The sequence below is a fragment of the Streptomyces roseifaciens genome (assembly GCF_001445655.1).
In the GTDB taxonomy this organism is placed as follows: Bacteria; Actinomycetota; Actinomycetes; order Streptomycetales; family Streptomycetaceae; genus Streptomyces; species Streptomyces aureoversilis.
Map to the genome: position 1 here is coordinate 1047615 of NZ_LNBE01000004.1, position 25620 is coordinate 1073234.

General features: G+C 74.8%; 23 protein-coding genes and 1 riboswitch. Of the genes, 7 read left to right on the forward strand and 16 right to left on the reverse strand.

Translation table 11 applies throughout. The features are described from left to right. Window positions 1-12 precede the first annotated feature (12 nt). Window positions 13-1053: an aminotransferase class V-fold PLP-dependent enzyme gene (locus tag AS857_RS21785; RefSeq protein ID WP_058044965.1), complete on the forward strand. Its 1041-nt coding sequence runs from the start codon at window positions 13-15 to the stop codon at window positions 1051-1053. A gap of 158 nt (window positions 1054-1211) precedes the next feature. Here AS857_RS21785 and thpD read toward each other — a convergent pair whose 3' ends face one another. The 4 genes from thpD to ectA form a co-directional block, all read right to left on the reverse strand. Then, entirely contained in the window at window positions 1212-2129 is a 918-nt protein-coding gene (gene thpD, locus AS857_RS21790) for an ectoine hydroxylase (protein WP_058044966.1), read from the reverse strand. Window positions 2130-2132: 3 nt separating this feature from the next. After that, complete coding sequence (locus AS857_RS21795; RefSeq protein ID WP_058044967.1) at window positions 2133-2531, reverse strand: ectoine synthase; 399 nt, start codon at window positions 2529-2531, stop codon at window positions 2133-2135. Window positions 2532-2590: 59 nt separating this feature from the next. Further along, the gene (ectB, locus tag AS857_RS21800; protein ID WP_058044968.1) at window positions 2591-3859 is read right to left on the reverse strand and encodes a diaminobutyrate--2-oxoglutarate transaminase; all 1269 of its coding nucleotides are present in this window, start codon (window positions 3857-3859) and stop codon (window positions 2591-2593) included. Between the two features lie 116 nt (window positions 3860-3975). Further along, window positions 3976-4545 carry a diaminobutyrate acetyltransferase gene (gene ectA, locus AS857_RS21805; protein WP_079110555.1) on the reverse strand — a complete coding sequence of 190 codons (570 nt, stop codon included), beginning with the start codon at window positions 4543-4545 and terminating at the stop codon, window positions 3976-3978. Between the two features lie 422 nt (window positions 4546-4967). Here ectA and AS857_RS21810 point away from each other — a divergent pair, with 422 nt between their 5' ends. After that, the gene (locus AS857_RS21810) at window positions 4968-6068 is read left to right on the forward strand and encodes an amidohydrolase family protein (protein WP_063278427.1); all 1101 of its coding nucleotides are present in this window, start codon (window positions 4968-4970) and stop codon (window positions 6066-6068) included. 494 nt (window positions 6069-6562) lie between these two features. Here the strand turns inward: AS857_RS21810 and AS857_RS21815 are convergent, their stop codons facing one another. Next, a complete protein-coding gene (locus AS857_RS21815) occupies window positions 6563-7513 on the reverse strand; it encodes a bile acid:sodium symporter family protein (protein ID WP_058044971.1) in 951 nt (316 codons plus the stop codon). A 273-nt stretch (window positions 7514-7786) separates the two neighbouring features. Here AS857_RS21815 and AS857_RS21820 point away from each other — a divergent pair, with 273 nt between their 5' ends. After that, on the forward strand, window positions 7787-8818 hold the full coding sequence (locus tag AS857_RS21820; protein WP_058046970.1) for an SCO1860 family LAETG-anchored protein: 1032 nt from the start codon (window positions 7787-7789) through the stop codon (window positions 8816-8818). A 14-nt stretch (window positions 8819-8832) separates the two neighbouring features. Here AS857_RS21820 and cobC read toward each other — a convergent pair whose 3' ends face one another. Beyond that, a complete protein-coding gene (gene cobC, locus AS857_RS21825) occupies window positions 8833-9933 on the reverse strand; it encodes an Rv2231c family histidinol phosphate aminotransferase CobC (protein WP_275477377.1) in 1101 nt (366 codons plus the stop codon). 181 nt (window positions 9934-10114) lie between these two features. Continuing rightward, a complete protein-coding gene (locus AS857_RS41965; RefSeq protein WP_079110820.1) occupies window positions 10115-10642 on the reverse strand; it encodes a cobalamin biosynthesis protein in 528 nt (175 codons plus the stop codon). Between AS857_RS41965 and AS857_RS21835 the strand changes: the two genes are divergently transcribed. After that, complete coding sequence (locus AS857_RS21835; protein WP_420823955.1) at window positions 10577-11284, forward strand: ZIP family metal transporter; 708 nt, start codon at window positions 10577-10579, stop codon at window positions 11282-11284. The two genes, AS857_RS41965 and AS857_RS21835, sit on opposite strands and share 66 nt — an antisense overlap. Here AS857_RS21835 and AS857_RS21840 read toward each other — a convergent pair. From AS857_RS21840 to AS857_RS21870, 7 genes are all read right to left on the reverse strand, one after another. Then, window positions 11278-12834, reverse strand: a complete 1557-nt coding sequence (locus AS857_RS21840) for a cobyrinic acid a,c-diamide synthase CobB (protein WP_063278428.1) — start codon at window positions 12832-12834, stop codon at window positions 11278-11280. The genes AS857_RS21835 and AS857_RS21840 overlap by 7 nt on opposite strands. Then, entirely contained in the window at window positions 12828-13436 is a 609-nt protein-coding gene (cobO, locus tag AS857_RS21845; RefSeq protein WP_058044974.1) for a cob(I)yrinic acid a,c-diamide adenosyltransferase, read from the reverse strand. The genes AS857_RS21840 and cobO overlap by 7 nt, the downstream gene beginning before the upstream one ends. Beyond that, window positions 13436-15517 (reverse strand): putative cobaltochelatase, encoded by a 2082-nt coding sequence (locus AS857_RS21850; protein WP_058046973.1) that lies wholly within the window; start codon window positions 15515-15517, stop codon window positions 13436-13438. Before AS857_RS21850 ends, cobO begins: the two co-directional genes overlap by 1 nt. Before the next feature lie 38 nt (window positions 15518-15555). Further along, window positions 15556-17103, reverse strand: a complete 1548-nt coding sequence (locus AS857_RS21855) for a cobyric acid synthase (RefSeq protein ID WP_107105717.1) — start codon at window positions 17101-17103, stop codon at window positions 15556-15558. A 29-nt stretch (window positions 17104-17132) separates the two neighbouring features. Beyond that, complete coding sequence (locus AS857_RS21860; RefSeq protein ID WP_058044976.1) at window positions 17133-18098, reverse strand: cobalamin biosynthesis protein; 966 nt, start codon at window positions 18096-18098, stop codon at window positions 17133-17135. A gap of 128 nt (window positions 18099-18226) precedes the next feature. Next, window positions 18227-18346, reverse strand: a riboswitch (cobalamin riboswitch). 376 nt (window positions 18347-18722) lie between these two features. Next, complete coding sequence (locus AS857_RS21865) at window positions 18723-18953, reverse strand: hypothetical protein (RefSeq protein ID WP_058044977.1); 231 nt, start codon at window positions 18951-18953, stop codon at window positions 18723-18725. A 19-nt stretch (window positions 18954-18972) separates the two neighbouring features. Next, window positions 18973-20217: an inorganic phosphate transporter gene (locus AS857_RS21870; protein ID WP_058044978.1), complete on the reverse strand. Its 1245-nt coding sequence runs from the start codon at window positions 20215-20217 to the stop codon at window positions 18973-18975. Window positions 20218-20355: 138 nt separating this feature from the next. Here AS857_RS21870 and AS857_RS21875 point away from each other — a divergent pair, with 138 nt between their 5' ends. The 3 genes from AS857_RS21875 (at window position 20356) to AS857_RS21885 (ending at window position 24097) form a co-directional block, all read left to right on the forward strand. Further along, window positions 20356-21006 (forward strand): class II aldolase/adducin family protein, encoded by a 651-nt coding sequence (locus AS857_RS21875; RefSeq protein WP_079110557.1) that lies wholly within the window; start codon window positions 20356-20358, stop codon window positions 21004-21006. 439 nt (window positions 21007-21445) lie between these two features. Continuing rightward, the gene (locus AS857_RS21880; RefSeq protein ID WP_058044980.1) at window positions 21446-22573 is read left to right on the forward strand and encodes an alpha/beta hydrolase; all 1128 of its coding nucleotides are present in this window, start codon (window positions 21446-21448) and stop codon (window positions 22571-22573) included. A 111-nt stretch (window positions 22574-22684) separates the two neighbouring features. Further along, a complete protein-coding gene (locus AS857_RS21885; protein WP_173864792.1) occupies window positions 22685-24097 on the forward strand; it encodes a hypothetical protein in 1413 nt (470 codons plus the stop codon). A 70-nt stretch (window positions 24098-24167) separates the two neighbouring features. Here AS857_RS21885 and AS857_RS21890 read toward each other — a convergent pair whose 3' ends face one another. After that, window positions 24168-24569: a VOC family protein gene (locus AS857_RS21890; protein WP_058044982.1), complete on the reverse strand. Its 402-nt coding sequence runs from the start codon at window positions 24567-24569 to the stop codon at window positions 24168-24170. Window positions 24570-24615: 46 nt separating this feature from the next. Next, complete coding sequence (gene ypfJ / locus AS857_RS21895) at window positions 24616-25503, reverse strand: KPN_02809 family neutral zinc metallopeptidase (protein WP_058044983.1); 888 nt, start codon at window positions 25501-25503, stop codon at window positions 24616-24618. Between the last annotated feature and the right edge of the window lie 117 nt (window positions 25504-25620).

Here is a 25620-nt window from a genome sequence, read left to right on the forward strand (position 1 = left end):
TAGTGGGTGGGCATGGAGAGCCTCGCCCCCGCACACTTCGCGCCCGAGACCGTCTACCTCAACACCGCCGCCACCGGGCTCGTGCCCTCGCCCGCCGTCGCCGCCATGACCGAGGCCGCCACCGCGTTCTCGCTGGGCCGCCCCGGCGCGGAGGACCACTTCCCGGTCGTGGAGGCCGTCCGCGCCACGTTCGCCCGGCTCGTCGGCGTGCCCGCCCGGCAGGTCGCCACCGGGGGTTCGGCCGCCGTCTTCTGCGGGCTCGTCGCCCAGTCGCTGCCCGAGGAGTCGGAAGTCCTCTGCGCGGAGGGGGACTTCAGTTCCCTCGTCAACCCCTTCCACGTGCGGCCCGGGCTCCGCGTCCGCACCGTTCCCCTGGAGAAGATCGCGGACGCGGTGGGGCCCGGGACCGCGCTCGTCGCCGTCAGCGCCGTCCAGTCGGCCGACGGCCGCCTCGCCGGCCTCGGGGCGATCGGGGAGGCCGCCCGCGCCCACGGCGCCCGGACGCTCGTCGACGTCAGCCAGGCCGCGGGCTGGCTGCCCGTCGACGCGGGCGCCCACGACTTCACCGTCTGTGTCGGCTACAAGTGGCTGATGGGCCCCCGCGGCACGGCCTACCTCACCGTCCCCGAGGACCTCGGCGGCCTCACCCCCGTCTTCGCCGGGTGGGTGGCGGGGGAGGACCCCTGGGACAGCACGTACGGGCAGGTGTCGCTCGCCCGCTCGGCCCGCCGCTACGACGAGAACCCCGCCCTCCTGCCCTACACCGGCGCCCTGGCCGGCCTCCGGCTCGTGGAGGAGCTCGGGACGGAGCGCATCGCCGCACACGACCGGGCCCTCGCCGACCGCTTCCGCACGGGGCTCGCCGCGCTCGGGCACCGGTCCGCCCCGGCGGAGGACTCCGCGATCGTCTCGGTCCCCGGCCTCGGCCGCGCGGCGGAGCGCCTCGCGGCGGCGGGGGTACGCGTCAGCGCCCGCGCCGGGGGCCTGCGGGCGTCCTTCCACCTCTACAACAGCACGGATGACGTGGACCGGTGCTTGGAGGCGCTGGCCTGAGAGGTCGCGGGGCGGGGCGGGGCGTGGGCCGGTGAAGCCCGGGGGCCTTCCCTCCGCCGCAACGGCGATCCGCCACGACGCCGGTACCCGGCGGTGCCCGCGACCTGTCGGTCGGGACGGCACCGCCGGGCACGTCCGGTGGGGGTGCGCGCGGCCGGTTACTTCACCGGCGTGAAGTCCCGCGCCCCCACGAATTCAGGGCGGCGTCTCGGGGCCGCGAACGGCTCGACCGCCGTGTTCTCCACGCTGTTGAAGACGATGAAGACGTTGCTGCGCGGGAACGGCGTGATGTTGTCGCCCGACCCGTGCATGCAGTTGCAGTCGAACCACGTCGCCGAACCGGCCGCGCCCGTGAAGAGCCGGATGCCGTGCCGTCCCGCCAGCGCGGCGAGCGCGCTGTCCGACGGCGTGCCGGCCTCCTGCATCCGCAGGGACCGCTTGTAGTTGTCCCGCGGCGTCACGCCCGCGCAGCCCAGGAACGTCCGGTGCGAACCCGGCATGATCATCAGGCTGCCGTTGGTGTCGAGGTTCTCCGTCAGCGCGATCGACACCGACACCGCACGCATCCGCGGCAGCCCGTCCTCCGCGTGCCAGGTCTCGAAGTCCGAGTGCCAGTAGAACCCGGAGGCCCCGAAGCCCGGCTTGACGTTGACCCGCGACTGGTGGACGTAGACGTCCGAGCCGAGGATCTGCCGCGCCCGGCCCACCACGCGCGGATCGCGCACGAGCCGCGCGAACACCTCGCTGATCCGGTGCACTTCGAACACCGACCGCACGTCCTTCGAGTGCGGCTCGACGACAGCTCTCTCGTCGGCCCGCACCGCCGGATCGGCGATCAGCCGGTCGAGCTCGGCGCGCAGGACCTGCACCTCGTCCGGCGTGATCATCTCGTCGGCGGTGAGGAACCCGTCGCGTTCGTAGCCCGCGAGACCGGCCGCGTCGATCGGCCCGGGCGTGCCGGTGCCGGTGCCGGCGCCGGAGGCGGACCCGGACCCGGGCCACACCACGGGGTCACGGCGCGGGACGGCCACCTCGTGCGTGCCGCGCGTGGGGTAGAGGTCGGTGACCGCGGCCATGGCTCAGCCCTCCTCCGTCAGCAGCGGGTAGACGCCGTTCTCGTCGTGGTCCTCCCGTCCCGTGACCGGCGGGTTGAAGACGCACACGCAGCGGAAGTCGGTCTTGGGGCGCAGGGTGTGCCGCTCGTGGCCGTCGAGCAGGTACATCGTGCCGGGCGAGATCCAGTGCTTCTCGCCGGTCTCGTCGTCGGTGAGCTCGGCCTCGCCCTCCACGCACAGCACGGCCTCGATGTGGTTGGCGTACCACATGGAGGTCTCCGTGCCGGCGTAGAGGACGGTCTCGTGCAGGGAGAAGCCGACCCGCTCCTTGGCGAGCACGATCCGCTTGCTCTCCCACGTACCGGACTTGGCCTTGACGTGGCGGTCGGTGTTCTCGATGTCCTGGAGGGAACGGACGATCACGGGTTGTTCCTTTCTTTCGGTACTACCGGTGCCGGTGCCGGTGGCGGCAACGGTGGTGGTCAGGCCGTCTCGCGGACCGCACGGGCGACGATCCGCAGGCCCTCGTCCAGCTCGTCGGGCGAGATCGTCAGGGCGGGCAGCAGCTTGAGGACCTCGCCCTCGGGGCCCGACGTCTCCACGAGCAGGCCGAGCTCGAACGCCCGCCGGGCGACCGCGGAGGCCCGGGGCTTGTCGGCGAACTCCAGCCCCCACACGAGGCCGCGGCCCCGGTAGTGCGCGCCCAGCTCGGGGTGTTCGGCGCAGATGGCGCGCAGCGCCTCCTCGGCCTGCTCGCCGCGGGCGAGGGTCTGCTTCTCCATCTGCCCGTCGGTCCAGTACGCGTCGAGCGCCGCGGCGGCGGTGACGAAGGAGGGGTTGTTGCCGCGGAACGTGCCGTTGTGCTCGCCGGGCTCCCAGACGTCGAGCTCCGGGCGGAAGAGGGTGAGCGACATGGGCAGGCCGTAGCCGCCGATGGACTTCGAGAGGGTCACGATGTCCGGGGTGATGCCCGCCTCCTCGAACGAGAAGAAGGCGCCGGTGCGGCCGCAGCCCATCTGGATGTCGTCCACGATCAGCAGCATGTCGTGGCGCTCGCACAGCGCGGCGAGCCCGCGCAGCCACTCGGGGCGGGCGACGTTGATGCCGCCCTCGCCCTGCACCGTCTCCACGATGACGGCGGCGGGGGTGTTCAGGCCCGAGCCCTGGTCGGCCAGCAGCCGCTCGAACCACAGGAAGTCCGGCACCTGGTCGTCCAGGTAGTGGTCGAACGGCATCGGCGTGCCGTGCACCAGGGGGATGCCCGCGCCGGCCCGCTTGAAGGCGTTGCCGGTGACGGCGAGCGAGCCCAGCGACATGCCGTGGAAGGCGTTGGTGAAGGACACGATCGCCTCGCGGCCCTTGACCTTGCGGGCCAGCTTCAGCGCGGCCTCCACGGCGTTGGTGCCCGTCGGGCCGGGGAACATCACCTTGTACGGCAGGTCGCGCGGCCGCAGCACGACGTCCTGGAAGGCCTCCAGGAACGCGCGCTTGGCGGTGGTGCCCATGTCCAGGCCGTGGGTGACGCCGTCGCGTTCGATGTAATCGATCAGGGCGCGTTTGAGGACCGGGTTGTTGTGCCCGTAGTTGAGAGCCCCGGCGCCGGCGAAGAAGTCCAGGTACGTGTGGCCGTCCTCGTCGTACATCCGGCTGCCCTGGGCCCGGTCGAAGACCGCGGGCCAGCTGCGGCAGTAGCTGCGCACCTCCGACTCCAGGGTCTCGAAGACGCTGAGGGCGGGCGGGGTGATGGTCATGGGGGTGCTCCTGTCGGTGCGTGAGGGTTCTCAGGGCGTGAGGGTTCTCGGGGCGTGAGCGGTCTCAGGGCGTGAGGGTTCTCGGTGCGTGCGGGGGCCTCAGTGCGTGCGGGGCCTCAGTGCGTGAGGGGGCCGATGCGGTGCAGGACCTCGGGGTCGTGCCCCGTCTCGGGGAACAGCCCGCCGTGGAAGAGGACTTCGCGCTCCACGGGCGCGCCGTGCCGCTCGGCGAAGGAGGCGAACAGGCGGTTGGAGGCGGTGTTGCCGGGCGTGACGGTGGTCTCGATCCCGTCGATGCCGGTCTCGCTCTCGCGGGCGACGCGTGCGACGAGGCCCTCCAGCAGCGCGGCGGCCAGGCCGCGGCCGCGGTGCGGGCGGTCCACGGCGACCTGCCACACCACGAGGGTGCGGGGGCGGGCCGGCCGGACGTAGCCGGTGATGAAGCCGGCGGGCTCCCCGTCGCCGGTGCGGCGGGCCACGGCCGAGGTGGCCGCGAAGTCGCGGCACCACAGCAGGTAGCTGTACGAGGAGTTGAGGTCCAGGGTTCCCGAGTCGCGGGCGATGCGCCAGATCGCGGCTCCGTCCTCGACGCGCGGGACGTCGAGGGTGAGGTCCTCCGGCAATTCCGGGAATTCCCGGAGGGAGGCGGGACGGGCACGTGCAAGGTCTGCTTGTGCTGCGGTCATGCGGAGGGAATTTACCGATGCGGATCGGAAATCGCATCGGGGGTCCGGGTTACCCGGGGGTGGGTGGTTGTGTTATCGCGCGGAGGCGCGGGGGCGCGCAAAGCGGGTGTGGGATGGGATGGTTTGCCCGTTAATATCCGGGCAAATCGCAGACTGTGTGGAGTACGTCACAAGTGATCGCTGGGGTCGCGAATTCGTTTGCGGAAGCGTAAGGAAAATGCTGCGTTTAGGGTGCGGAAAAGCGGGCATGAGAATGCGCGGAGAGTTGTCTCCGGAATTATCGGAGAGGAGTTCCGGGGAATTGCCCGGGGCGGTGCCCGGCCGCGCCGGCCGAGGGTCCGCCGGGCATCGGCGGCGACCCGGCCGAGCCCCGGCGACGGCCCCTTGGCGGGCGGGAGGAGCGGGCTCGTACAGTGCGGTCCATGAGCGACAGTGGGGTGCTGCACATCAAGGGGCGGGTGCTCGTCGGCGCGGACCCGGACGGCGGGGTGCGCGACGAGCTGTGGGCCGTCGACGGCCGGATCACCTTCGAACGGCCGGTGGGGGCGCGGGACGTCACCACCGTCGAGGGCTGGGCACTGCCCGGCCTCGTGGACGCGCACTGCCACGTGGGCCTCGACGCCCACGGGCCGGTCGACGAATCCACCGCCGAGAAGCAGGCGCTCACCGACCGGGACGCGGGAGCGCTGCTGCTGCGCGACGCCGGCTCCCCCTCGGACACGCGCTGGATCGACGACCGCGAGGACCTGCCGCGCATCATCCGCGCCGGGCGCCACATCGCGCGCACCCGCCGGTACATCCGCAACTACGCGCACGAGATCGAGCCCGACGACCTCGTCGCGTACGTGGCGCGGGAGGCGCGGCGCGGGGACGGGTGGGTCAAGCTCGTCGGCGACTGGATCGACCGCGAGACGGGCGACCTGTCCTCCTGCTGGCCGCGCGGGGAGGTCGCGGCCGCGATCGCCGAGGCGCACCGCCTCGGGGCGCGCGTGACCGCGCACTGCTTCGCGGAGGAGTCGCTGGCGCCGCTCGTGGAAGCGGGCATCGACTGCATCGAGCACGCCACCGGGCTCACCGAGGAGACCATCCCGCTCTTCGCCGAGCGCGGGGTCGCCATCGTGCCGACGCTCGTCAACATCGCGACGTTCCCGCGGCTCGCGGACGGCGGCGAGGGCAAGTTCCCGCGCTGGGCGGACCACATGCGGCGCCTCCACGCCCGGCGCTACGAGACGGTGCGGGCGGCGTACGACGCGGGCATCCCGGTCTTCGTCGGCACGGACGCGGGCGGCTCCCTCGCCCACGGCCTCGTGGGCCAGGAGGTGGCCGAACTCGTCAAAGCCGGCCTGCCCCCGCTCGCGGCCCTCTCGGCCACCACGTGGTCGGCCCGATCCTGGCTCGGCCGCCCGGGCCTGGAGGAGGGCGCCCCGGCGGACATCGTCGTCTACGAGACGGACCCGAGGACGGACGTGAGAGTCCTGGGCTCACCGAAGCGGGTGATCCTGCGGGGGAGGGTGATCCGCTGACCGCGGAGCACCGGGCGACCTGCGGTCGGCTTGGCCCGGGGGGCCGGGGGGTCGGCGTGTGCCCGCCGGGCTCGGTAACTTCCCTCCGCCGCGGCGGTGATCCGCCACGACGGTGCTGCCCGGCGGTGCCTGGCCTCCCTGGGGTCGGTTTGGCACCGCCGGGGGCGTTCGGTGGGGGTTGCGCGCCGTGGCGGCGGGGAGAGGGGCGTGGCCCGGTTGGTGTGGCGGGCTGCTTCGGCGTGGCTCCGGGCCGGGCAACTTTCCTCCGCCGCGGCGGTGATCAGCCACGGCGGTGGTGTCCGGCGGTGCCTGACGACCTGCGGTCGGGTCGGGGAGCAGGGCGTGCCCGCCGGGCTCGGTAACTCCCCCCCCCCGCGGCGGTGATCCGCCACGACGGTGGTGCCTGGCCCGCCTGGGGTCGGGACGGCGCCGCCGGGGGGCGCTGCGGCGGTGCAGGAGTTGCTGCCCGGCTGGTGGCGTGGGCGGCGTAGGTGTTAGGGGTGGGGGCGTCTTGACATCCAGGCTGCTACCGCCGCGCCCGACACGTTGTGCCATACCGAGAAGATCGCCGCCGGCAGCGCCGCCGCCGGGCTGAAGTGGGCCGTGGCCAGTGACGCCGCCAGGCCCGAGTTCTGCATGCCGACCTCGAAGGCCATGGCCCGGCTCGACGGGCGGCCGAGCCGGGCGAGCCGGCCCGCCGCGTAGCCGAGGGCGAGGCCGAGGCCGTTGTGGAGGACGACGGCGAGGAGGACGAGCGCGGCCGCGTCCTTGATGCGGGACGCGCTGCCCGAGACCACGATGAGGACGAGGACGGCGATCGTCAGCGCCGAGAGCGCCGGCAGGGCGCGCAGCACCTTGCCGATCCACCGCCCCGCGGCCATCCGCACGAGCGCCCCGCCGAGCACCGGCACGAGCACGGTCTTGAGGATGTCGGTGAGCATCGCGCCCGCGTCCACGTCCAGGAACCGGTCCGCCAGCAGCAGCGTCAACGGCGGGGTGACGAGCGGCGCGACGAGCGTGGAGACGGTGGCGACGGACACGGACAGGGCGACGTCCCCGCGCGCGAGGTACGTGACGACGTTGGACGCCGTCCCGCTCGGCGCGCAGCCGACGAGGATCACCCCGGCGGCCAGCTGCGGCGGCAGCCCGAGCACCGTGGCGATCAGCCAGCCCAGCCCCGGCATGATCACGTAGTGGGCGACGAGGCCGAGCCCGACCGCCCAGGGCCGTTTGGCGACGGCGCGGAAGTCGTCGCCGGTGAGCGTGAGGCCCATCGTGAACATCACGACGCCCAGCAGCCAGGGCACGGCGGGCGCCCAGCCGGTGAAGTGGGAGGGTGCGGCGAGCCCCACCCCTCCGGCGGCGAGGACGAGCAGGGGGAACACGGTGACAGCCAGCCGCGCCGTCCGGTCGGCGGCTGTCGGGGCTATCCGCGGGGTCGACATACGGCGGCACCTTAGCGATCAAGCCCGCCTCCCGAACAGGGGTTACGCCAGTGACGAGGATCAACTCCCGCGCCCGGCGAATCGAAAGCCGTTGCGGAAACAACCCGTTGGGGTGAACTGCCCTCGGGGGGACGCCCCTTCACCCTCCGGGGGTCAAATATGGCGGGGTCCCAGCCGCCGGCGCGAGCTGTCCCCCGTCGACCGCGCCGGCGGCGCCAGCGCTCCCGTGGGGGTTCCACGCACGTGTCCAGCACCACCAGCCCTTCCTTCGGCATGCCCGCACGCAGGCTCGCCGCCCTCGCCGCGGCGGTCACGACCGTCGCCGCCGCGGCCGCCGGCCCCGCGTACGCCACCGGAGGCGGCACCGCCTCCCCGGCCGAAGCCAAGACCGGCACCAGCACCGGCACCGGCACCGGCACCGGCGCCAACACCACCGGCACCGGCAAAGCCGGCGCCGTCGTCCTGCGCACCGGCCTCGACGTCTCCCTGCTCAGCAAGACCGTCCACGTGCCCCTCAGGGCATCCCTCAACGAGGTGCAGGCCCCCGCCGGCGCCGACAAGACCGCACTCACCGTCACCCTCAACGGCGTCGACCAGGGCAAGCCCGTCGACGTCCTGCGCGCCGACGCGGCCACCGCCCGCGCGACCGCCGACCGCACGAAGGCCGAGGCGTACGCGAACCTCGCCCGCGCCCGCGTGCACGTCCCCGGCCTGCCGCTGCTCTCCCTCGTCGAGGTCGAGAAGGTCACGTCGCGCGCCGTCTGCACGGCGGGCGGGAAGCCCACCGCCGCCTCGAACCTCCTCGGCGCCGTCACCGTCCTCGGCAAGAAGGTCACGCTGACCACGGCCGGGACGACCAAGGTGGAGGTCCCGGGCGTCGGCGAGGTGCGCCTCGACCTGTCGCGGACCGGCACCACGTCCCGTACGGCCGCGGCCACGGCCCTGCGCCTGAAGGTGTCCGTCAACCCCCTGCGGCTGAACGTCGCCGGAGTCCGGGGCGAACTCACCCTCGCCGAGGCCACGTGCGAGACCCCGCCGGGCGCCGCCCACGACCCGGCCGCGAAGCCGAAGCCGGAGCCGGAGCCGAAGTCCAAGTCCAAGTCGGCGGACTCCGCCTCCGCCCCCGCGGCCGGACCGCAGACCGTGGCGCACAAGGCCGCGGAGCCCGCCGCGAAGGACCTCGCCGCGACCGGCGGCAGTTCCGCCACGCCCTACGTCGCGGGCGGCGCGGCCCTCCTCGTCGCCGCGGGGGCGGGCGCCCTCGTCGTCACCCGCCGCCGCTCGGCCGCCCGCCGCGGCGACTGAAACCGGAGCGGTCCTCAGCCCTCGGCCAGCGCCTTGCCGAGGGCCTCCGCGAAGCGGTCCGTGGTCTCCCGGTCCCGGACCGCGAGGCGCAGGTAGTCCGGCCCGAGCCCCGGGAACGTGTCGCCGCGGCGCACCGCGAACCCCAGCCCCCGCAGCCTGCCCCGCACGGCCGCGGCACCCCGCACCCGGATCAGCAGGAACGGCCCGGCCGCCGGACCGTGGACCCGGACCCCCTCGAACTGGCCGACCGCGGCCGCGAGATAGGTCCGGTCCTCGGCGAGACGGTCCGCGGCGCGCGCGGCCTCCGCGAGCGCCGGGGGAGCGCTGCACACCTCCGCCGCGGCCAGCGCCGGCGACGACACCGGCCACAGCGGCTGGGCCCGCTCCAGCCTGGCTATGGTGCCGGGCGACGCGAGCACGTAGCCGATCCGCAGCCCCGCCAGCCCCCATGTCTTGGTGAGGCTGCGCAGCACGATCAGCCCCGGCAGGTCCGTGACGGACGCCAGCGACTCGGCCTCGCCCGGCACCGCGTCCATGAACGCCTCGTCGACCACCAGCGTCCGCCCCGGCCGGGCGAGCCGCGCCAGGTCCCGCGCCGGGTGGAGGACGGACGTGGGGTTGGTCGGATTGCCGACGACGACCAGGTCCGCGTCGCCCGGCACCGCACGCGGGTCCAGCCGGAACCCGTCCGCCTCGTCGAGCAGCACCCGCTCCACCCGGTGCCCGGCGTCCCGCAGCGCCGCCTCCGGCTCCGTGAACTGAGGGTGCACCACCACCGGCCGCCGCACCCGCAGCGCCCGCGCGAGCAGGACGAACGCCTCCGCGGCCCCCGCCGTCAGCAGCACGCGCTCCTCCGGCAGCCCGTGCCGCTCCGCCACCGCCCGCCGGGCGGCGCGCCCGTCCGGGTAGGCGGCGAGCCCGTCGAGCGACGCGGCGATGTGCTCGCGCAGCCACACCGGGGGCGTGCCCGCCCGCACGTTCACCGCGAGGTCCGTCAGCTCCGCGCCGGCACCCCGCACTTCGGCGTCACCGTGGTGGCGCAGGTCGGGTTCGCTGGGAGTGTGCATGGCCGCGGGCCGCCTTCTCTCGTCCGTTTGCTGCTGGTCGTCGTTCACACGTCTCCGGGCGTGAGGATCGCCCGCACCAAGACCGTACTGACGGCTGCGGAACGACCGTCAAGCGGGTCCGTACGTCGGCCCGTACGTCGGCCCGTACGTCGGCCTGTATGTCGGCCTGTACGTCAGCCCGTACGTTGGTTTCCATACGTCGGCCCGTGCTCCCGCGCGCAGCCCCCGTTCACCCGCGCCCGTACGCCACCGCGCACGTCACCCGCGCCGACTTCCGCTTCCCCACGGCCAGCACGCCGCCCTCCCCGGCCGCCAGCAGCGCCGCCGCCTCCGCCACCGCGGGCGTCCCCACGGCGGCCAGCGCGGCGGCCGAGGGGTCCGTCACCGCGACCCCGGCCAGCGCACCGGCCCCGTACACCCGCAGCGGCACGCCCAGCTCGGCCGCCGCCTCCACCAGCCCGCCCTCGCCCGCCTTCGCCTCGGCCGTCGCCAGCGCCGCCGGCCGCAGCCCCCGCCCCCCGGCCTCCGCCAGCGTCCGCTCCACCAGCTCCAGCACCTCCGCGGCCGTCACGCCGCGCCGGGCGCCCACCCCCACGTACACGGCGGGTGCGGCGGGTACGAGTGCGAGGGCCGGACCCGCAGGAGATACTGCAGCCGCGAGAAGGGTGGAACCGTGCCGGTCGTGATCGCCATGGGCGCGTTCCTGATGACGCTGCTCGGCGGCTGGGCCGCGCACCGCATCACCGACCGCAGACACCTCGTCCTGGGGTTCGCGGGCGGGCTGATGCTCGGCGTCGTCGGCCTCGACCTGCTGCCCGAGGCCCTGGAGGCCGCCGGTCAGGACGTCTTCGGCGTGCCGGCCGCCCTGCTGTGCTTCGTCGCCGGCTTCCTCGCCGCCCACATGGTCGAGCGGCTCCTGGCCGTCCGCAAGGCCGCCCACGGCGTCAGCGCCGCCGAACGCACCCCGCAGGTCGGTCTCACCGCGGCCGCCGCCCTCGTGGGTCACAGCGCCATGGACGGCGTCGCCATCGGCGCGGCCTTCCAGGTCGACCACGGCGTGGCGGTCGCCGTCGCCGTGGCCGTCATCGCGCACGACTTCGCGGACGGCTTCAACACGTACACGATCACCGACCTGTACGGGAACGACCGGCACCGCGCCCTCCTGATGCTCGCCGCGGACGCCGTCGCCCCCCTCATCGGCGCGGCGTCCACCCTGCTGTTCACCCTCCCGGCCGGATTCCTCGGCGTCTACCTCGGCTTCTTCGGCGGCGTGCTGCTCTACCTGGCCACGTCCGACATCCTCCCCGAGGCCCACCACACCCACCCGGCCGTCTCCACGCTCGCCTGCACGGTGGCCGGGGCGGGCTTCATCTGGCTGGTCGTGGGCCTCGCTCACTGACGCTCGCCGGCACCGCCCGCGGTCGCTGCCGCGGCCGCGGCCGCCACCAGGCGGGCGGCCGTGCCCGGGGCGCCCGCCCAGTGCACGTGCAGGTACGAGGCGTGCACCCCGTCGCGTGCGAAGCCCTCCGTACGGCGCTCCGGGTGGGTGAACCCCCAGGCGGGGGTCCCGCCCGCGCCCGGCTCGGTCACCGTGCGGTGGAACTCGTGCCCCCGGACGCGCGTGCCCGCCTGCGCCAGCACGTTGTCCGCGATGGCCACCGCCTCGCGGTAGCCGAGGGTGAGCCGGCCGGACATGCGGGCGTCCGCGGGGAGCACGCCGCACATGGGCTTGCCGTCCAGCGAACGGGAGAGGTAGAGCAGGCCCGCGCACTCGGCGACGACCGGGGCGCCGGTTGCCGCGAGGGCGGCGACCTCCTTGCGGAGGGGTTCGTTCGCGGAGAGCTCCGGGGCGTAGACCTCGGGGAATCCGCCGCCTATGACGAGGGCGGCGGTGCGGTCCGGGAGGGCCTCGTCGCGGAGGGGGTCGAAGGTGACGACGTCCGCGCCGGCGGCCTTCAGGAGCTCCGTGTGCTCCGTGTACGAGAACGTGAACGCCGGGCCGCCGGCCACGGCGATCACCGGTTTGTTCTTCGGGTGCGGCCCGGTGGCCGGTTTGTGCCCACCCGTCCCGCTCTGCGGGACGCCTGCCCACAAACCGGTGGGGGTGGGGGAATCGGGGACGCCTGCCCGCAAACCGGTGGGGGTGGGGTGGGAAGCCGGGGCGCCTGTTCGCAAACCGGTGGGGGTGGGGGAAGCCGGGGCGCCTGCCCACAGCCCATGGGGTGCCCATGGCTCGTCCACCAGCGGAGGCGCCGTGCGCGCAAGCGCCAGCAACCCCTCCAGGTCGCAGCCCTCCCTCACCCGGGCGGCCTGGGCCGCCACCGCGTCCGTCGCTTCCGTGCTGCGTTCGGCCACCGGGACAAGGCCCAGGTGGCGCGAGGGCGTGTGGACCTGCTCGGCGCGGCGTACCGCGCCGAGGACCGGTACGCCCGACTCCGTCAGCGCTTCCCGCAGCAGCGCCTCGTGCCGGTCCGAGCCGACCTTGTTGAGGATGACGCCCGCGACCCGTACCTCCGGGTCCCAGGACGCGAAGCCGTGCACCAGCGCGGCCACCGACCGCGACTGCGACGACGCGTCGACGACCAGGACGACCGGGGCCTTGAGCAGCTTGGCCACGTGGGCCGTCGACGCCAGCTCGCCCTGTCCGCTCGCCCCGTCGTAGAGGCCCATCACGCCCTCGACGACCGCGACGTCGCAGCCCGCGGCCCCGTGCAGGAACAGCGGGGCGATCCGGTCCGGGCCGCACATGTACGCGTCCAGGTTGCGGCCGGGGCGGCCCGTCGCGAGCGCGTGGTAGCCCGGGTCGATGTAGTCCGGGCCGACCTTGTGCGGCGACACGGCGAGCCCCGCGTCCGCGAAGGCCCGCATCAGGCCGGTGGCCACCGTGGTCTTGCCGCTGCCGGAGGCCGGGGCGGCGATGACCAGGCGGGGGATGTGCGTACTCACCACTCGATGCCCCGCTGGCCCTTCTGCCCGGTGTCCATCGGGTGCTTGACCTTGGACATGTCGGTGACCAGGTCGGCGAAGTCGACGAGCGCCTGCGGGGCGTTGCGGCCCGTGATCACCACGTGCTGGGTGCCGGGGCGGTCGCGCAGCACCTCGATCACCTCGCCCGTGTCGATCCACCCCCAGTGCAGGGGGTAGGCGAACTCGTCCAGCACGTAGAGCTTGTGCGTCTCGGCGGCCAGGTCGCGCTTGACCTGCTCCCAGCCCTCGCGCGCCTTGTCCTCGTTGCTCTGCTCGCCGTCCTTGGGGTCGCGCTGGATCCACGACCAGCCCTCGCCCATCTTGTGCCAGGCGACCGTGCCGCCCTCGCCCGACGCACCGAGCACCCGCAGCGCGTTCTCCTCGCCGACCTTCCACTTCGCCGACTTCACGAACTGGAACACCCCGACCGGCCAGCCCTGGTTCCACGCCCGCAGCGCCAGGCCGAAGGCGGCCGTGGACTTGCCCTTGCCGAGGCCGGTGTGGACGAAGACCAGCGGCCGGTTGCGGCGCTGACGCGTGGTGAGTCCGTCGTCGGGAACGACGGTCGGCTGTCCCTGGGGCATTACGCGGCCTTCCTGGTGTGTGCGGTCCGTACGGTGCGTACGAGCGCGGAGACGCTGTCCGCGCGCAGCTCGTCCAGTGTCACGACCGGGCCGCGCAGCTCCCGGCCCAGCTCGGCGGCGAGCCCGAGCCGCACCGGCCCCTGCTCGCAGTCCACGACCACCGACGCCGTGCCCTCGCCGGCCAGCAGCCGGGCGGCGCGCGCCGCCCTCGCCAGCGGCTCCGGGCCGCCGGTGGCCCGGCCGTCGGTGACGACGACCAGCAGCGGGCGCCGCGACGGGTCGCGCAGCCGCTCCACCCGCAGCACCTCGTGCGCCTGCAGGAGGCCCGCCGCCAGGGGCGTGCGCCCGCCGGTCGGCAGCTTCTCCAGCCGTGCCGCGCCCGTGTCCACCGAGGACGTCGGCGGCAGCGCCACGTCCGCGCCGGCGCCCCGGAACGTCACCATGCCGATCTTGTCCCGGCGCTGGTACGCGTCCAGCAGCAGGGACAGCACCGCGCCCTTGACGGCGCCCATCCGCTTGCGGGCGGCCATGGAGCCGGAGGCGTCCACGACGAACAGCACGAGGTTGCCCTCGCGGCCCTCGCGCACCGCCTCCCGCAGGTCGTCGCGGCGGACGACGAGCCCGGCGCCGCTGCGCCCGCGCGCCCGCTGGTGCGGGGCGGCGGCCTGCACCGTGGCGGCCAGGTGGAGCTTGGACAGGGTGCCGCGGGGGCGGCGGGACCCGGTCGTCCGGCCGTGGGCCGTCCGGGCCCGCGAACGGCGGCCGTCGGCGCCCTCACCGAGACCGGGGACGTCGAACTTGCGGGTGCGGAAGGGGTCGGCCGCGGCGACGGCCGGGGCCTCGGGGGTCTCCCCGCGGGCGGGGGCGCCCTCGGGGGCGTCCGGGCCCTCCGGGGAGGCGGGCTCGGGGCCGGTGGACTCCGGCTCCTGGCGCTGCTGCGGGACGTCGGGGGTGCCGTCGGAGCCCGTGCCGTCCTGCGGGGGCTGCCCGCCGCCGTCGGGACCGCTGCCGTCGGGACCGCCGCCCTCGGGGCCGCCGTCGGGGCCGTCGTCGTCCGGGCCCTCGGGCTCCGGCTCCGGCTCCGGTTCGGGCTCCGGCTCGTCGTCCTCGAACCGGCCGAGGATCTCGTCGAGCTTGTCCTCGTCCAGGCCCGGCGCGTCGAAGGGGTTGCGCCGGCGCCGGTGCGGCAGCGACAGCAGCGCCGCCTGCCGTACGTCGGCCGTCGTCACGTCCGTGCGGCCCGCCCACGCGGCGAGTGCGGTCGCGGTGCGCGCGGTCACGATGTCCGCGCGCATGCCGTCCACCTCGAAGCCCGCGCACACGGCGGCGATGCGGCGCAGCGCGCCGTCGCCCAGGCGTACGGACGGCAGCAGCGCGCGGGCGGCGGCGATCCGCTCGCGCAGCGTCTCCTCCTCCGCCGCCCACTTCGCGGCGAAGGCGGCCGGGTCCTCGTCGTACGCCAGTCGGCGCCGGACGACCTCGACGCGCTCGTCGGGCTCGCGCGAGGCCGCGACCTCGACGGTCAGGCCGAAGCGGTCCAGGAGCTGGGGGCGCAGTTCGCCCTCTTCGGGGTTCATGGTGCCGACGAGGAGGAAGCGGGACGCGTGGCGTACGGAGACGCCTTCGCGCTCGACGTAGGCGGCGCCGGTGGCGGCCGCGTCGAGGAGGGCGTCGACCAGGTGGTCGCCCAGCAGGTTGACCTCGTCGACGTACAGCACGCCCCGGTGCGCGGCGGCCAGCAGGCCCGGCTCGAACGCCTTCACGCCCTCGCCCAGCGCGCGTTCGATGTCGAGCGCCCCCACGAGCCGGTCCTCGGAGGCGCCGACGGGCAGTTCGACCATGCGGGCGGCACGGGCGGCGTGCGCCGCCCCGTCCTCGTGCGGGCCGTCCGGGCAGCGGGCGTCGGGGGACGCCGGGTCGCACGAGAACCGGCATCCGGCGACGGCGTCGATCCACGGCAGCAGCGTGGACAGGGCGCGGACGGTCGTCGTCTTCGCCGTGCCCTTCTCACCCCGTACGAGCACCCCGCCGATGGACGGCGAGATGGCGTTGAGGAGCAGGCCCAGCCGCATGTCGTCCATGCCGACGACCGCGGTGAACGGGTAGGTGGCCGAGGCCGTCAACGGGTACCCCCTGTGTTGTCGTTCCGCGCGAGCGGAGCCGGTGCGCCCGGCGGTATGAACGGGACCCCCGGGGGAACCCCGTCCTCGATCAGCCGCAGCAGCGCGTCCGTGTCCGCGTGTTCCTCGATCAGATCGCCCAGCCGGTCCAGCTGTTCCTCCCGCAGCGCCGCGAAGCTCGTGTCCGGTGCCGGGACGAACGCCCGGCCCGCGGCTTCCGCGACGCGCCGCAGGAACGCCCGCCGGAAGCCGTCGCTCTCCAGCGAACCGTGCCAGTGCGTGCCCCACACGGCGCCCACGCGGCAGCCGTCGAGGAACGGCTCGTCGCCGCCCTGCACGTCGGCCACGCCGTGGTGGATCTCGTAGCCCTCGACGGGCTCGCCCAGGGCCGTGCCCACCGGCCGTGCCAGGGTCTTCTCCGCGTCGAAGCGGATGCGCACCGGCAGCAGGCCCAGCCCCTCGACGACGCCCGCCCGGGACTCCACCTCGTCCTCGATCCGCTCGCCCAGTACCTGGAAGCCGCCGCAGATGCCCAGGACCGGGCGGCCCTCGGCGGCGCGCCGGGCCAGCGCGTCCGCGAGCCCGCGCTCGCGCAGCCAGGCCAGCGCCCGTACCGTCCCGCGCGTCCCCGGCACGACCACCAGGTCCGCGTCGGCGAGCTCCTCGGGGCGGTCCACGAAGCGGACGACCACGCCCGGCTCGGCGGCCAGCGCGTCCACGTCCGTGAAGTTGGACATCAGCGGCACCGCGCACACCGCGACCCGCAGCACGTCCGCCCCGTGCGGCGGGGCCACCACCGACTCCCGTACGGCGCCGCGCAGCGAGACGCGCAGGCCGTCCTCCTCGTCGATGCCCAGGCCGTGCGCGAACGGCAGGACGCCGAACGTCCGCCGGCCCGTCAGCTCGTACAGCATGTCCAGGCCGGGCTCCAGCAGCGTCACGTCGCCCCGGAACTTGTTGACGACGTAACCCGCTATCAGCTCCTGGTCCTCGGGCGAGAGCAGGGCCGTCGTGCCGAAGAACGACGCGAAGACGCCGCCGCGGTCGATGTCGCCGACCACGACCACGGGCAGCCGGGCCGCCCGGGCGATGCCCATGTTGACGATGTCGCTGCGCCGCAGGTTGATCTCGGCCGGGCTGCCGGCGCCCTCGCAGATCACCGCGTCGTGCGTGCGCCGCAGCTCCTCCAGGCACTCCGTCACCGTGCCGAACAGCTGCTCCTGGCGGCCCGCGTGATAGCCGCGCGCGCTGAGCTCGCCCACCGGCTTGCCCATCAGCACGACCTGGCTGCTGCGGTCGCCGCCCGGTTTGAGCAGCACGGGGTTCATGAGGGCGCTCGGCTCCACGCGGGCCGCGGCCGCCTGCATGGCCTGGGCCCGGCCTATCTCCGCGCCCTCGCGCGTGACGAACGAGTTGAGCGACATGTTCTGCGCCTTGAACGGCGCGACCTTGACGCCCTTGCGGGACAGCCAGCGGCAGATGCCGGCCGTCACCACGCTCTTGCCCGCGTCCGAGGTGGTGCCGGCCACCAGCAGGCCCCCGCCCAGCGGGCCCGCGGGCCCGCTCCTGTCAGCCGTCACCGGCTCCTCCTCCGTGCGTACCGTGCGAAGTTTCCGACAGAGAGCCTGCCCACCACGGCCGTTCCCAGGGCCAGCAGGGACACCCGGCGCGAAAGGCGTACCGCGCGTTCGATGTCGTCCGTCGCCACCGGGCGGTTCTCCGCCCCCAGCACGGGACGGTGCTCGACGCGGCCCGCGTACGCGAGGGTGCCGCCGAGGCGCACGCCGAGGGCGCCGGCGAACGCGGCCTCCACGGGGCCCGCGTTGGGGCTGGGGTGACGGGACGCGTCCCGCCGGACCACCCGCCAGGCGCCGCGCGGATCCGGGCCCGCGAGGACGGCGAGGGCCGCGGTGAGGCGGGCGCCGGGCCAGCCGGCGACGTCGTCGAGACGGGCCGAGGCCCAGCCGAAGCGGCGGTATCGGGGCGACTTGTGGCCCACCATCGCGTCCAGCGTGTTCACCGCCCGGAAGCCCACCAGCCCCGGCACGCCCCCCAGGGCGCCCCACACCAGCGCGCCGACGACGGCGTCGGAGGTGTTCTCGGCCACGGACTCCACGACGGCGCGCGCGATCTGCTGCCCGTCCAGGGCCTGCGGGTCGCGCCCGCACAGGTGCGGCAGGCGCTCGCGGGCGACGTCCTCGTCGCCGGCGGCGAGCGCGCCGCCGATGGCGCGGGCCTCGCGGCCCAGGGAGGTGCCCCCGAGCACGGCCCAGGTGGCGGCGGCGGTCAGGGCGATGCCGGCGGGGCGGGAAGCGCGTGCGGCGCGCGCCAGCAGCGCGGCACCGGCGGCGGCGCCGCCCGCGCACAGCAGGGCGTGCACGGCGCCGTGGCCGCGGTGGTCGCGCCACAGGCGTTGCTCGACGGTCTGGGCGGCGCGGCCGAACGCGGCCACGGGGTGGCCGCGGCGGGGGTCGCCCAGGACGCGGTCACCGAGGAAGCCGAGGGCGGCGCCGCACGCGAAACCGATCGGATCGGCACGCATCGGCTCAGACCGCCGTCACGCCTCGGCGGGGGGAGGGAAGTGTGCGGGGCGTTCGGTGGCGGGCGCCGGGCATGACGATGTGTCCTCACTCAGGGTCCGCGCCCTGGCTCGACGTGACCGGCGACCAGAGTCTCCTGGCTCCCGGATCCGCGCCGCCCCGGCCTTCCGGCTCGCCGCCGTGGCATCGCGTGGGGGAGACGCTCCCCGGTGACAGTGGCGGGACCGCGCCGGATTCACACCGGCTTCCTCTGCTGTCGCCGTTTGGCTCCGGAAGTCCACCATGCGCCGCGGGCGCCGTCAACTCACCTCTGACCTGGCCCGACCCGACGTTCCCGGCTGCGCCGAGCAGACCGGGAGCAGAGCACCGCCGGGCTCCGCCGTGCTGGTTGCCCGCCGTTGCGGCGGATGTTGCGTGCGGCGGGCGCGAGGGCGAGGGCGGCCCCGGCCTTTGCCGCCCGGGCCGAGGCGGAATCTTGTGCCGCCGCCGCGGCGCGCAACCGTGACGCGCCTTCCCGGCGGTGCCGTGCCGCCTGCGACACCCGAAGGTGCCTGCAACCCCCGGAGGGGAAACGCAGCGGCCGGGACCCCCATGGGGGTCCCGGCCGTCGAAGCGGGTCGTGGCGGTTACACCACGATCAGGTAGATGCCGTAACCCACGGCCGCCGCGCACAGTGCGAAGCACGCGTACGCACCGGAGCGCCGCGCGAGCGCACCCGCACCCGCCGCCGAGCCCGCCGAGCTCCCCGCACGGGGAGACGTGCCGACGATGCCGAGGGTGAAGATGCCCACCAGGCCGACCGTCACCACGAGGCTGACGCCGAAGACCTGGCCGAGGGCTGCCCAGTCGATCTGCATGCTGTTTCTTCCTTAAGCCTTAGCTCGCCGTGGCGGCGGCAGGAGCCCGCCCGGCCTCGGGGGAGGGGGAGACCGCGGCGGCCAGGGGGCCGGCCGGCGGCGGGGCGACGGCCTGCAGGGCCGCGGTGACGACACCGGCCGGCTCGGCGTCGGTGCCGGCCTCGCTCGAGTCGAGGTCCTCGTGGGTGACCGGCTTGCGGCGCGAGGCCAGCCAGATCGCGCCGGAGACGGCCAGGCCGAGGACGGCGACGGCCGCGACGCCCCAGTCGCCCTGGTCGGCGAGGAGGGCGGCGCCACCGGCGACCAGGCCCGCGGCGGGCAGGGTCAGGCCCCAGGCCATGATCATGCGGCTTGCGGTCGACCAGCGGACGACGCCGCCCTTGCGGCCGAGGCCGGCGCCCATGATCGAGCCGGAGCAGACCTGGGTGGTGGAGAGGGCGAAGCCGATGTGCGAGGAGGCGAGGATCACGGTCGCGGCGCCGGTCTGCGCGGCGAAGCCCTGCGCGGGCTTGATGTCGGTGAGGCCCTTGCCGAGGGTCTGGATGATGCGCCAGCCGCCCAGGTACGTGCCGAGCGCGATGGCCAGGCCCGCGGAGACGATGACCCACATGGGCGGGTCGGCGTGCGGGGCGACGACGCCGCCGGCGACGAGGGCGAGGGTGATCACGCCCATGGTCTTCTGGGCGTCGTTGGTGCCGTGGGCGAGGGAGACCAGGGCGGCCGAGGCGATCTGGCCGGCGCGGTAGCCCTTGGCGGTCTCGCGCTCGTCGCGGCCCTTGGTGAGCCGGTAGGTGAGGCGGGTCGCGCACCAGGCGGCGATGCCGGCCACGAGCGGCGCGGCGACGGCCGGGATCAGCACCTTCATGACGACCTTGTCGGTGTTGACCGCGTCGAAGCCGACGGCGACGACCGTCGCACCGATCAGACCGCCGAAGAGGGCGTGCGAGGAGCTGGAGGGGAGCCCGGCGAGCCAGGTCAGCAGGTTCCAGACGATGGCGCCGACCAGACCGGCGAAGATCACTTCGGGTCTGATGCCGGCGGTCTCATCGATGATTCCCCCGGAGATGGTCTTGGCCACCTCGACGGACAGGAACGCCCCGACGAGGTTCAGGACCGCCGACATCGCCACCGCGGTCTTGGGCTTGAGAGCCCCGGTGGAGATGGTGGTGGCCATGGCGTTGGCCGTGTCGTGGAAGCCGTTCGTAAAGTCGAACACCAAGGCCGTGACGATCACGATCCCGATGAGAAGCGTGATGTGTTCCATTCACCCAGGCAATCAGCTCGATGGTCAGTACAGCGTGGACCGTAAAGACCCTGGGTGAACGGAAGGTGAACTGGGCCGGACCGATCAGTGACGCGAACCGGAGGTGGGGCACGAATGGCAGGACGGACGGAGGGACGGATGAGAGAGAGCGAACAGATCCGCCGGGCATGGGACGGCGTCGTCGCCACGGCCCGGCGCACCACGGCCGACGGCCTCGTGGTGGGCACCTCGGGCAACGTCTCCGCACGGGTCGGGGACGCCGTCGTCGTCACCCCGAGCGGCATCCCGTACGACCGGCTGACCCCGCGCGACCTGGTCGCCGTCGACCTGGAGGGCCGCCCGCTCCTGGGCGACCTGGCCCCCACCAGCGAGCTCCCCCTGCACCTCGCCGTCTACCGCGCCACCGGCGCCGCGGCCATCGTGCACACCCACGCCGTGCACGCCACGGCCGTCTCCACCCTCGTCGACGAGCTCCCGCTGATCCACTACATGGCCGGCGCCCTCGGGGGGCCGGTCCGCGTCGCCCCCTACGCCCTCTACGGCAGCGACGAGCTGGCCGCGCACGCCCTGGAGGCCCTCACCGGCCGCACCGGCTGCCTCCTGCGCAATCACGGAACCCTCACCTACGGCGCGAGCCTCGACCAGGCGTACGACCGCACCGCCCAGCTGGAGTGGATGTGCCGGGTCTGGCTCACCGCCTCGTCACTCCCCGGCCGCACCCCCACGCTCCTCACTCCCGCCCAGGCCGAACGAGCCGAGGAAAAACTCCGCGGCTACGGGAGGCCGTAGGCGGCCCTGGCCGCCCGGGGCCGGGGCCCGAGGTTCCGGAGGCCGGGCCCCGGTCGCCGGGGCCGTGACCTCGGCCACACCCTCCGCCGCAGCGGCGAGTAACCACCGCGGCGGAGCCCGGCGGTGCCGAGCCGACGGCGAGTCCGGCACCGCCGGGATGGCACGTCGCGGTTGCGCGCCGTGGCGGCGGGAGATTCCGGCTCGGCCCGAGCGGCGAATGCCATGGCCGCCCTCCAGCTGCCACGCAGCAAACCCCCGCCGCGACGGCGAGCAGCCACCGCGGCGGAGTCCGGCGGTGCCGAGCCGGCGGCGAGTCCGGCACCGCCGGGATGGCACGTCGCGGTTGCACGCCGCGGCGGCGGCAGGAGATTCCGGGCCCGCCGCCGGCAGGCAACCCGCCCACTGGCCGGTGTCGGCCCGGCCGCCCACACTGGGGAGCATGGGCATACGGACCACGGCGGCCGTGGCCGCCGTCACGGCTTTCGGTGCCGGTGCGGCCGCCCTGGCGGCCGGACGGTACGCCTCCGACGCCGCCCTCCGGGCTTCCCCCGGCGGGCCGCCGCCCGATCAGCCGCGGCTCGCCGTCCACGCCGTCGACGGCGACTTCATCACCCTCACCCGCCACCAGGCCTCGCTGCGCCCGGGCGTCTACGGGCTTACCGGAAGCGGCCTGCACGCAGTCGTCGGCTCCGTCGTCCAGGACGCGCCGCACGCCGCCGACGCCGTGGTGCGCCGCCTGGAGCGCGTCACGCGCGGCGTGCCCGAGCCGGGTGACCGGGTGTGGATGACCCCGCAGCTGCACGCCGGGAACCCCCGCGACGCCCTCGGCCTCGACCACGCCGACGTCGTGGTCCCCGGCGAGCTCGGACCGCTGCCCGCCTGGTTCCTGCCCGCCGCCCGCGACACCTGGGTGATCACCGTGCACGGCCTGGGCGCCACCCGCGAGCACCCGATGGTCGTCATGCCGCTCCTGCACCGCCTCCGGTTGCCGGTCCTCGACCTGGCCTACCGGGGCGATTCCGGAGCCCCCCGGCCACCGGACGGAATCAGCCGTTTCGGGCTGGCCGAATGGCATGATCTCGCCGCTGCCGTCCGCTATGCCCTGGCCCAGGGTGCCCGCCGTATCGTCCTCCACGGCTGGTCCACGGGCGCCACCATGGCGCTGCTCGCGGCCACCGACCCCGCCCTGCGCCCGCACATCAGTGGCCTGGTCATGGATTCGCCCGTGCTCGACTGGCCGGCCGCCCTGCACTCCCTGGCCGCGGCCCGCGGCGTGCCCGCCCCGCTGCTCCCGCTCGCCCTGCACGCCGCCCGCGGCCGGACCGGAATGGCCCCGGACGGGCTCGCCCGGGTCCGGGACCCGGCCCGGCTGACCCTGCCCGTCCTCCTCGCCCACGGCCCCGACGACACCGTCGCGCCGTGGCACACGTCACGCGAACTCGCGGCCGCCCGCCCCGATCTGATCGTCCTGCACACCGTCGGCCGGGCCCCGCACGCCGCGATGTGGAATGCCGCCCCGGGGCGTTACGAGGAGGCTCTGCGGAGGTTCCTCATCCCCTTGATGTGACGCCCTCACAGCCTCCAAGCAGCCCTGATCCAGCGGCAGGAAGTGAATGGTGGAGGGCTGGACAATTGATTCCGATTGGGTTTTCGGAGCGGCAGCGGCAAGACTGCTCCTGTGACGTCCCGTACTCCGCGCGACTCCCGGCTCAGACTTGTCCCCCGACAGCCGATCGCCGCTGCCCGCCGGGCCGTGGCGAACCGAGGCTCCCGCCCGGCGCCCCGCCCGCCCGCCGGCACGCCGGCACCGGCGGAGCTGGCCCGGCAGGCCAGAAACTGCCTCACCGGCGCGGTCCGCGTGGCCCGCTGGGCGGCCGACGAGCGCGGCCGCGGCGCCACCTTGCGCCCCGGCACCACCGGAGGGCTTTCCGCGGAGACGGCCGAGCGGGCCGCCGCGGCCCTGGGTCTGACGCCCCACCAGGCGCGTACCGACTGGGACCACGCCCGCCTCGCGGGGCTCGTCGAGCTGCACGGCGGCACCGCCCGCCCCGGCTGGCGCCTGCAGGCGTGGGACCGCGACGACGGCGCCGTCCTGCGCGGCTGGGTCGCCCTCTTCGACGCCTGGTCCCTCGCCCACCCCGCGCCCGCGGGCACCGACGCGACGGTCGCCGCCGAGGTCGTCGAGGCCGCGCCGCAGCTGCTGTCCGTCATGCACCTGTCGGCCGGGCCGGTGGCCGTGCCGATGCTCCTCGACCTGCTCCAGCAGCGCGTCGCCGAGATCCGCGCCGAGCGCTGCGAAGTGCCCTACGGCGGCCGGCCGGTGCCCCCGGCCCGGTCCGCGCCCACCGACGAGGACCCCCTGGAGGAGCTGCTGGCCTGGGCCCTCGAAGGGCTCGCCTCCGTCGGCGCCCTGGTCGTGCCCGGCGGCACCGGGCCGGGGGCCGAAGCCGTGCTGACCCCGCTCGGCAACTGGGCGGTGTGGGTCAAGCTGGAGCAGATCTGCGTCGCCGCGCAGAGCCCCGCGGGCAACATCGAGCTGTCCGCCGAGGCCATGCTGCGCGGCTGCGCCGACCTCACCCCGGGCCCGGCCCGCGCCGAGTACCGCGCCTGGCTGGCCGCCCGCCCCGCCGGCAGCGCCCTCAGCGAGCTCCTCGACGCCGCCCGCGGCGACGACGCCCTCGTGCGGGGCCTGGCGTTCGAGGCCCTGCGCGCGGTCGGCGCGGCAGCGGAGCCGGCCGTGCGGGCCGTGGCCGACGAGCCGTGCCTGCGGCCCTACGCCCTGCTGTGGCTCCCCCAGCACGAGGGCCGCGACCCGGAGCAGGCAGCCGAGGTGCTCACCCGCGAGGAGGCCACCTGGCTGTGGGTGGACACCGCCGCGGCCGTCGCCGACCACGGGGAGAGCCGGCTGCTGGTGCGGCACCTCGACTCGGCGGTCCAGGGCACGGTGCCGGGGCTGCTGGAGGAGGTGCGGGCGGTGGGGCACCCGCGCACGGTGCAGGTGCTGGTCGCCCTCGCGGCGGCCCATCCGGACCCGGCCTTGGCCAAGGCTGTCCGGAAAGCCGCCTTCCAGGTCCACACGGGCGGAGCCTAGGAGCCAGGGCGGGGCCCGGACGGAGCCCGGCCGGCCAGGGCCGGGCCCGTCCCCGCCGGCCGCGCCGGGCTCACCCCGCCGGGACGTACGTCCCGAAGCTCCACACGTTCCCCTCCAGGTCCCGCGCCATGTAGTCCCGCGAGCCGTACTCCTGGTCCGTCGGCGGCATCAGGATCTCCACGCCGCTCTTGTCGGCCTGCCGGAAGTGCGTGTCGGTGTCCTCGACCACGACGTAGACGCCCACCGGACCGCTCTCGCGCATGGCCTCGGCGAACACCCCCACCCGTCCCTTCGAACCGATCATCACCCTGCCGTTGCCGTAGGCGAGTTCGGCGTGCAGGACCGTGCCGTCCTCGCTCTCGTACAGGGCGGCCTGAGCGAAGCCGAACGCCTTGGTGAGCTGTGCGATCGCCGCCTTCGCGTCGCGGTAGAGCAGCGTGGGGTAGATGCTCGGCGTGTGCGTGCCTGTCATCTGGGGTCACTCCTCGGTCGGCGGAATCGGTGGTCGGCGGAATCGGTCAGCGGAAGGTGTTGCACCGGGCCATGTCCCCCGTGCTGTACCCCGTGTTGAACCACTGCTGCCGCTGTGCGGCCGAGCCGTGCGTCCAGCTCTCGGGGGTCACCCGGCCCTGGAACTTCTCCTGGATGCGGTCGTCGCCGACGGCCGCGGCCGCCGACAGGCCGTCGTCGATGTCCGCCTTGGTCAGCTGTTTGATCAGGGGGCGCCCGGTGGACTTCTCGGGCGTGGTCGTCGCGTGCCGGGCCCAGACCCCCGCGTAGCAGTCGGCCTGCAGCTCGACCCGGACGGCGTTGCTCCCGGCGCCCGTGCCGCCGTCCTGGGAGCGGCCGAGCGTCCCCATCAGGTTCTGGACGTGGTGCCCGTACTCGTGCGCGACGACGTAGGCCTCGGCGAACGGGCCGCCGCTCGCCCCGAACTTCGTCCGCAGCTCGTTGAAGAACCCGAGGTCGAGGTAGACCTTCCGGTCGCCGGGGCAGTAGAAGGGCCCGACGGCCGAGGACGCGGGTCCGCAGGCCGTACGGACCTGGCCGGTGAAGAAGACCGTCGACGCCGGCGTGTAGGTGGCCGAGCGGCGGGCGAACTCCCGGCTCCAGAAGGACTGGGCGCTGTTGACCACGGCGACGATGCGGCAGTCCTCGCGGGTGTTGGCGTCCCGGCCCGTCTTGCAGTCCCGGGTGACCTGGGCGTCGCTGTTCGAGGTACCGCCCGGCGCCGGTTCGGAGGTGAGCCCGAGCTCCTGCGGGCCGATGCCGAAGAACAGCCCGAGCACCAGTGCGACCAGCCCGACGATGCCGCCGCCGATGGTCATCCCGCCGCCCGGGATCCGGCTGCCGCGCTCGTCCTGGACCTGGGAGGTGTCCAGTCCCGCGTCGTCGTCGAACTGCATGCGCCCACCGCCTTCCCATCCCTGAGTATCGGCGAATCGCCCCATTTGTGGCTATTGCGGAACTGTCCGGTCCGGCGTGTCGGCGGGGCCGTCCGGCGGCGCCCCGGATATCCAGGA

Coding starts and splice junctions, on each gene's coding strand:
- AS857_RS21880 (WP_058044980.1), top strand. CDS start 21,446: ATGGGCATACGGACCACGGCGGCCGTGGCCGCCGTCACGGCTTTCGGT.
- ectA (WP_079110555.1), bottom strand. CDS start 4,545: ATGACCGCAGCACAAGCAGACCTTGCACGTGCCCGTCCCGCCTCCCTC.
- thpD (WP_058044966.1), bottom strand. CDS start 2,129: ATGGCCGCGGTCACCGACCTCTACCCCACGCGCGGCACGCACGAGGTG.
- AS857_RS21890 (WP_058044982.1), bottom strand. CDS start 24,569: ATGACAGGCACGCACACGCCGAGCATCTACCCCACGCTGCTCTACCGC.
- AS857_RS21810 (WP_063278427.1), top strand. CDS start 4,968: ATGAGCGACAGTGGGGTGCTGCACATCAAGGGGCGGGTGCTCGTCGGC.
- AS857_RS21860 (WP_058044976.1), bottom strand. CDS start 18,098: ATGCGTGCCGATCCGATCGGTTTCGCGTGCGGCGCCGCCCTCGGCTTC.
- AS857_RS21870 (WP_058044978.1), bottom strand. CDS start 20,217: ATGGAACACATCACGCTTCTCATCGGGATCGTGATCGTCACGGCCTTG.
- AS857_RS21865 (WP_058044977.1), bottom strand. CDS start 18,953: ATGCAGATCGACTGGGCAGCCCTCGGCCAGGTCTTCGGCGTCAGCCTC.
- ectB (WP_058044968.1), bottom strand. CDS start 3,859: ATGACCATCACCCCGCCCGCCCTCAGCGTCTTCGAGACCCTGGAGTCG.
- ypfJ (WP_058044983.1), bottom strand. CDS start 25,503: ATGCAGTTCGACGACGACGCGGGACTGGACACCTCCCAGGTCCAGGAC.
- AS857_RS21850 (WP_058046973.1), bottom strand. CDS start 15,517: ATGGACGACATGCGGCTGGGCCTGCTCCTCAACGCCATCTCGCCGTCC.
- AS857_RS21815 (WP_058044971.1), bottom strand. CDS start 7,513: ATGTCGACCCCGCGGATAGCCCCGACAGCCGCCGACCGGACGGCGCGG.
- AS857_RS21875 (WP_079110557.1), top strand. CDS start 20,356: ATGAGAGAGAGCGAACAGATCCGCCGGGCATGGGACGGCGTCGTCGCC.
- AS857_RS21835 (WP_420823955.1), top strand. CDS start 10,577: ATGGGCGCGTTCCTGATGACGCTGCTCGGCGGCTGGGCCGCGCACCGC.
- cobO (WP_058044974.1), bottom strand. CDS start 13,436: ATGCCCCAGGGACAGCCGACCGTCGTTCCCGACGACGGACTCACCACG.
- AS857_RS21820 (WP_058046970.1), top strand. CDS start 7,787: ATGCCCGCACGCAGGCTCGCCGCCCTCGCCGCGGCGGTCACGACCGTC.
- AS857_RS21785 (WP_058044965.1), top strand. CDS start 13: ATGGAGAGCCTCGCCCCCGCACACTTCGCGCCCGAGACCGTCTACCTC.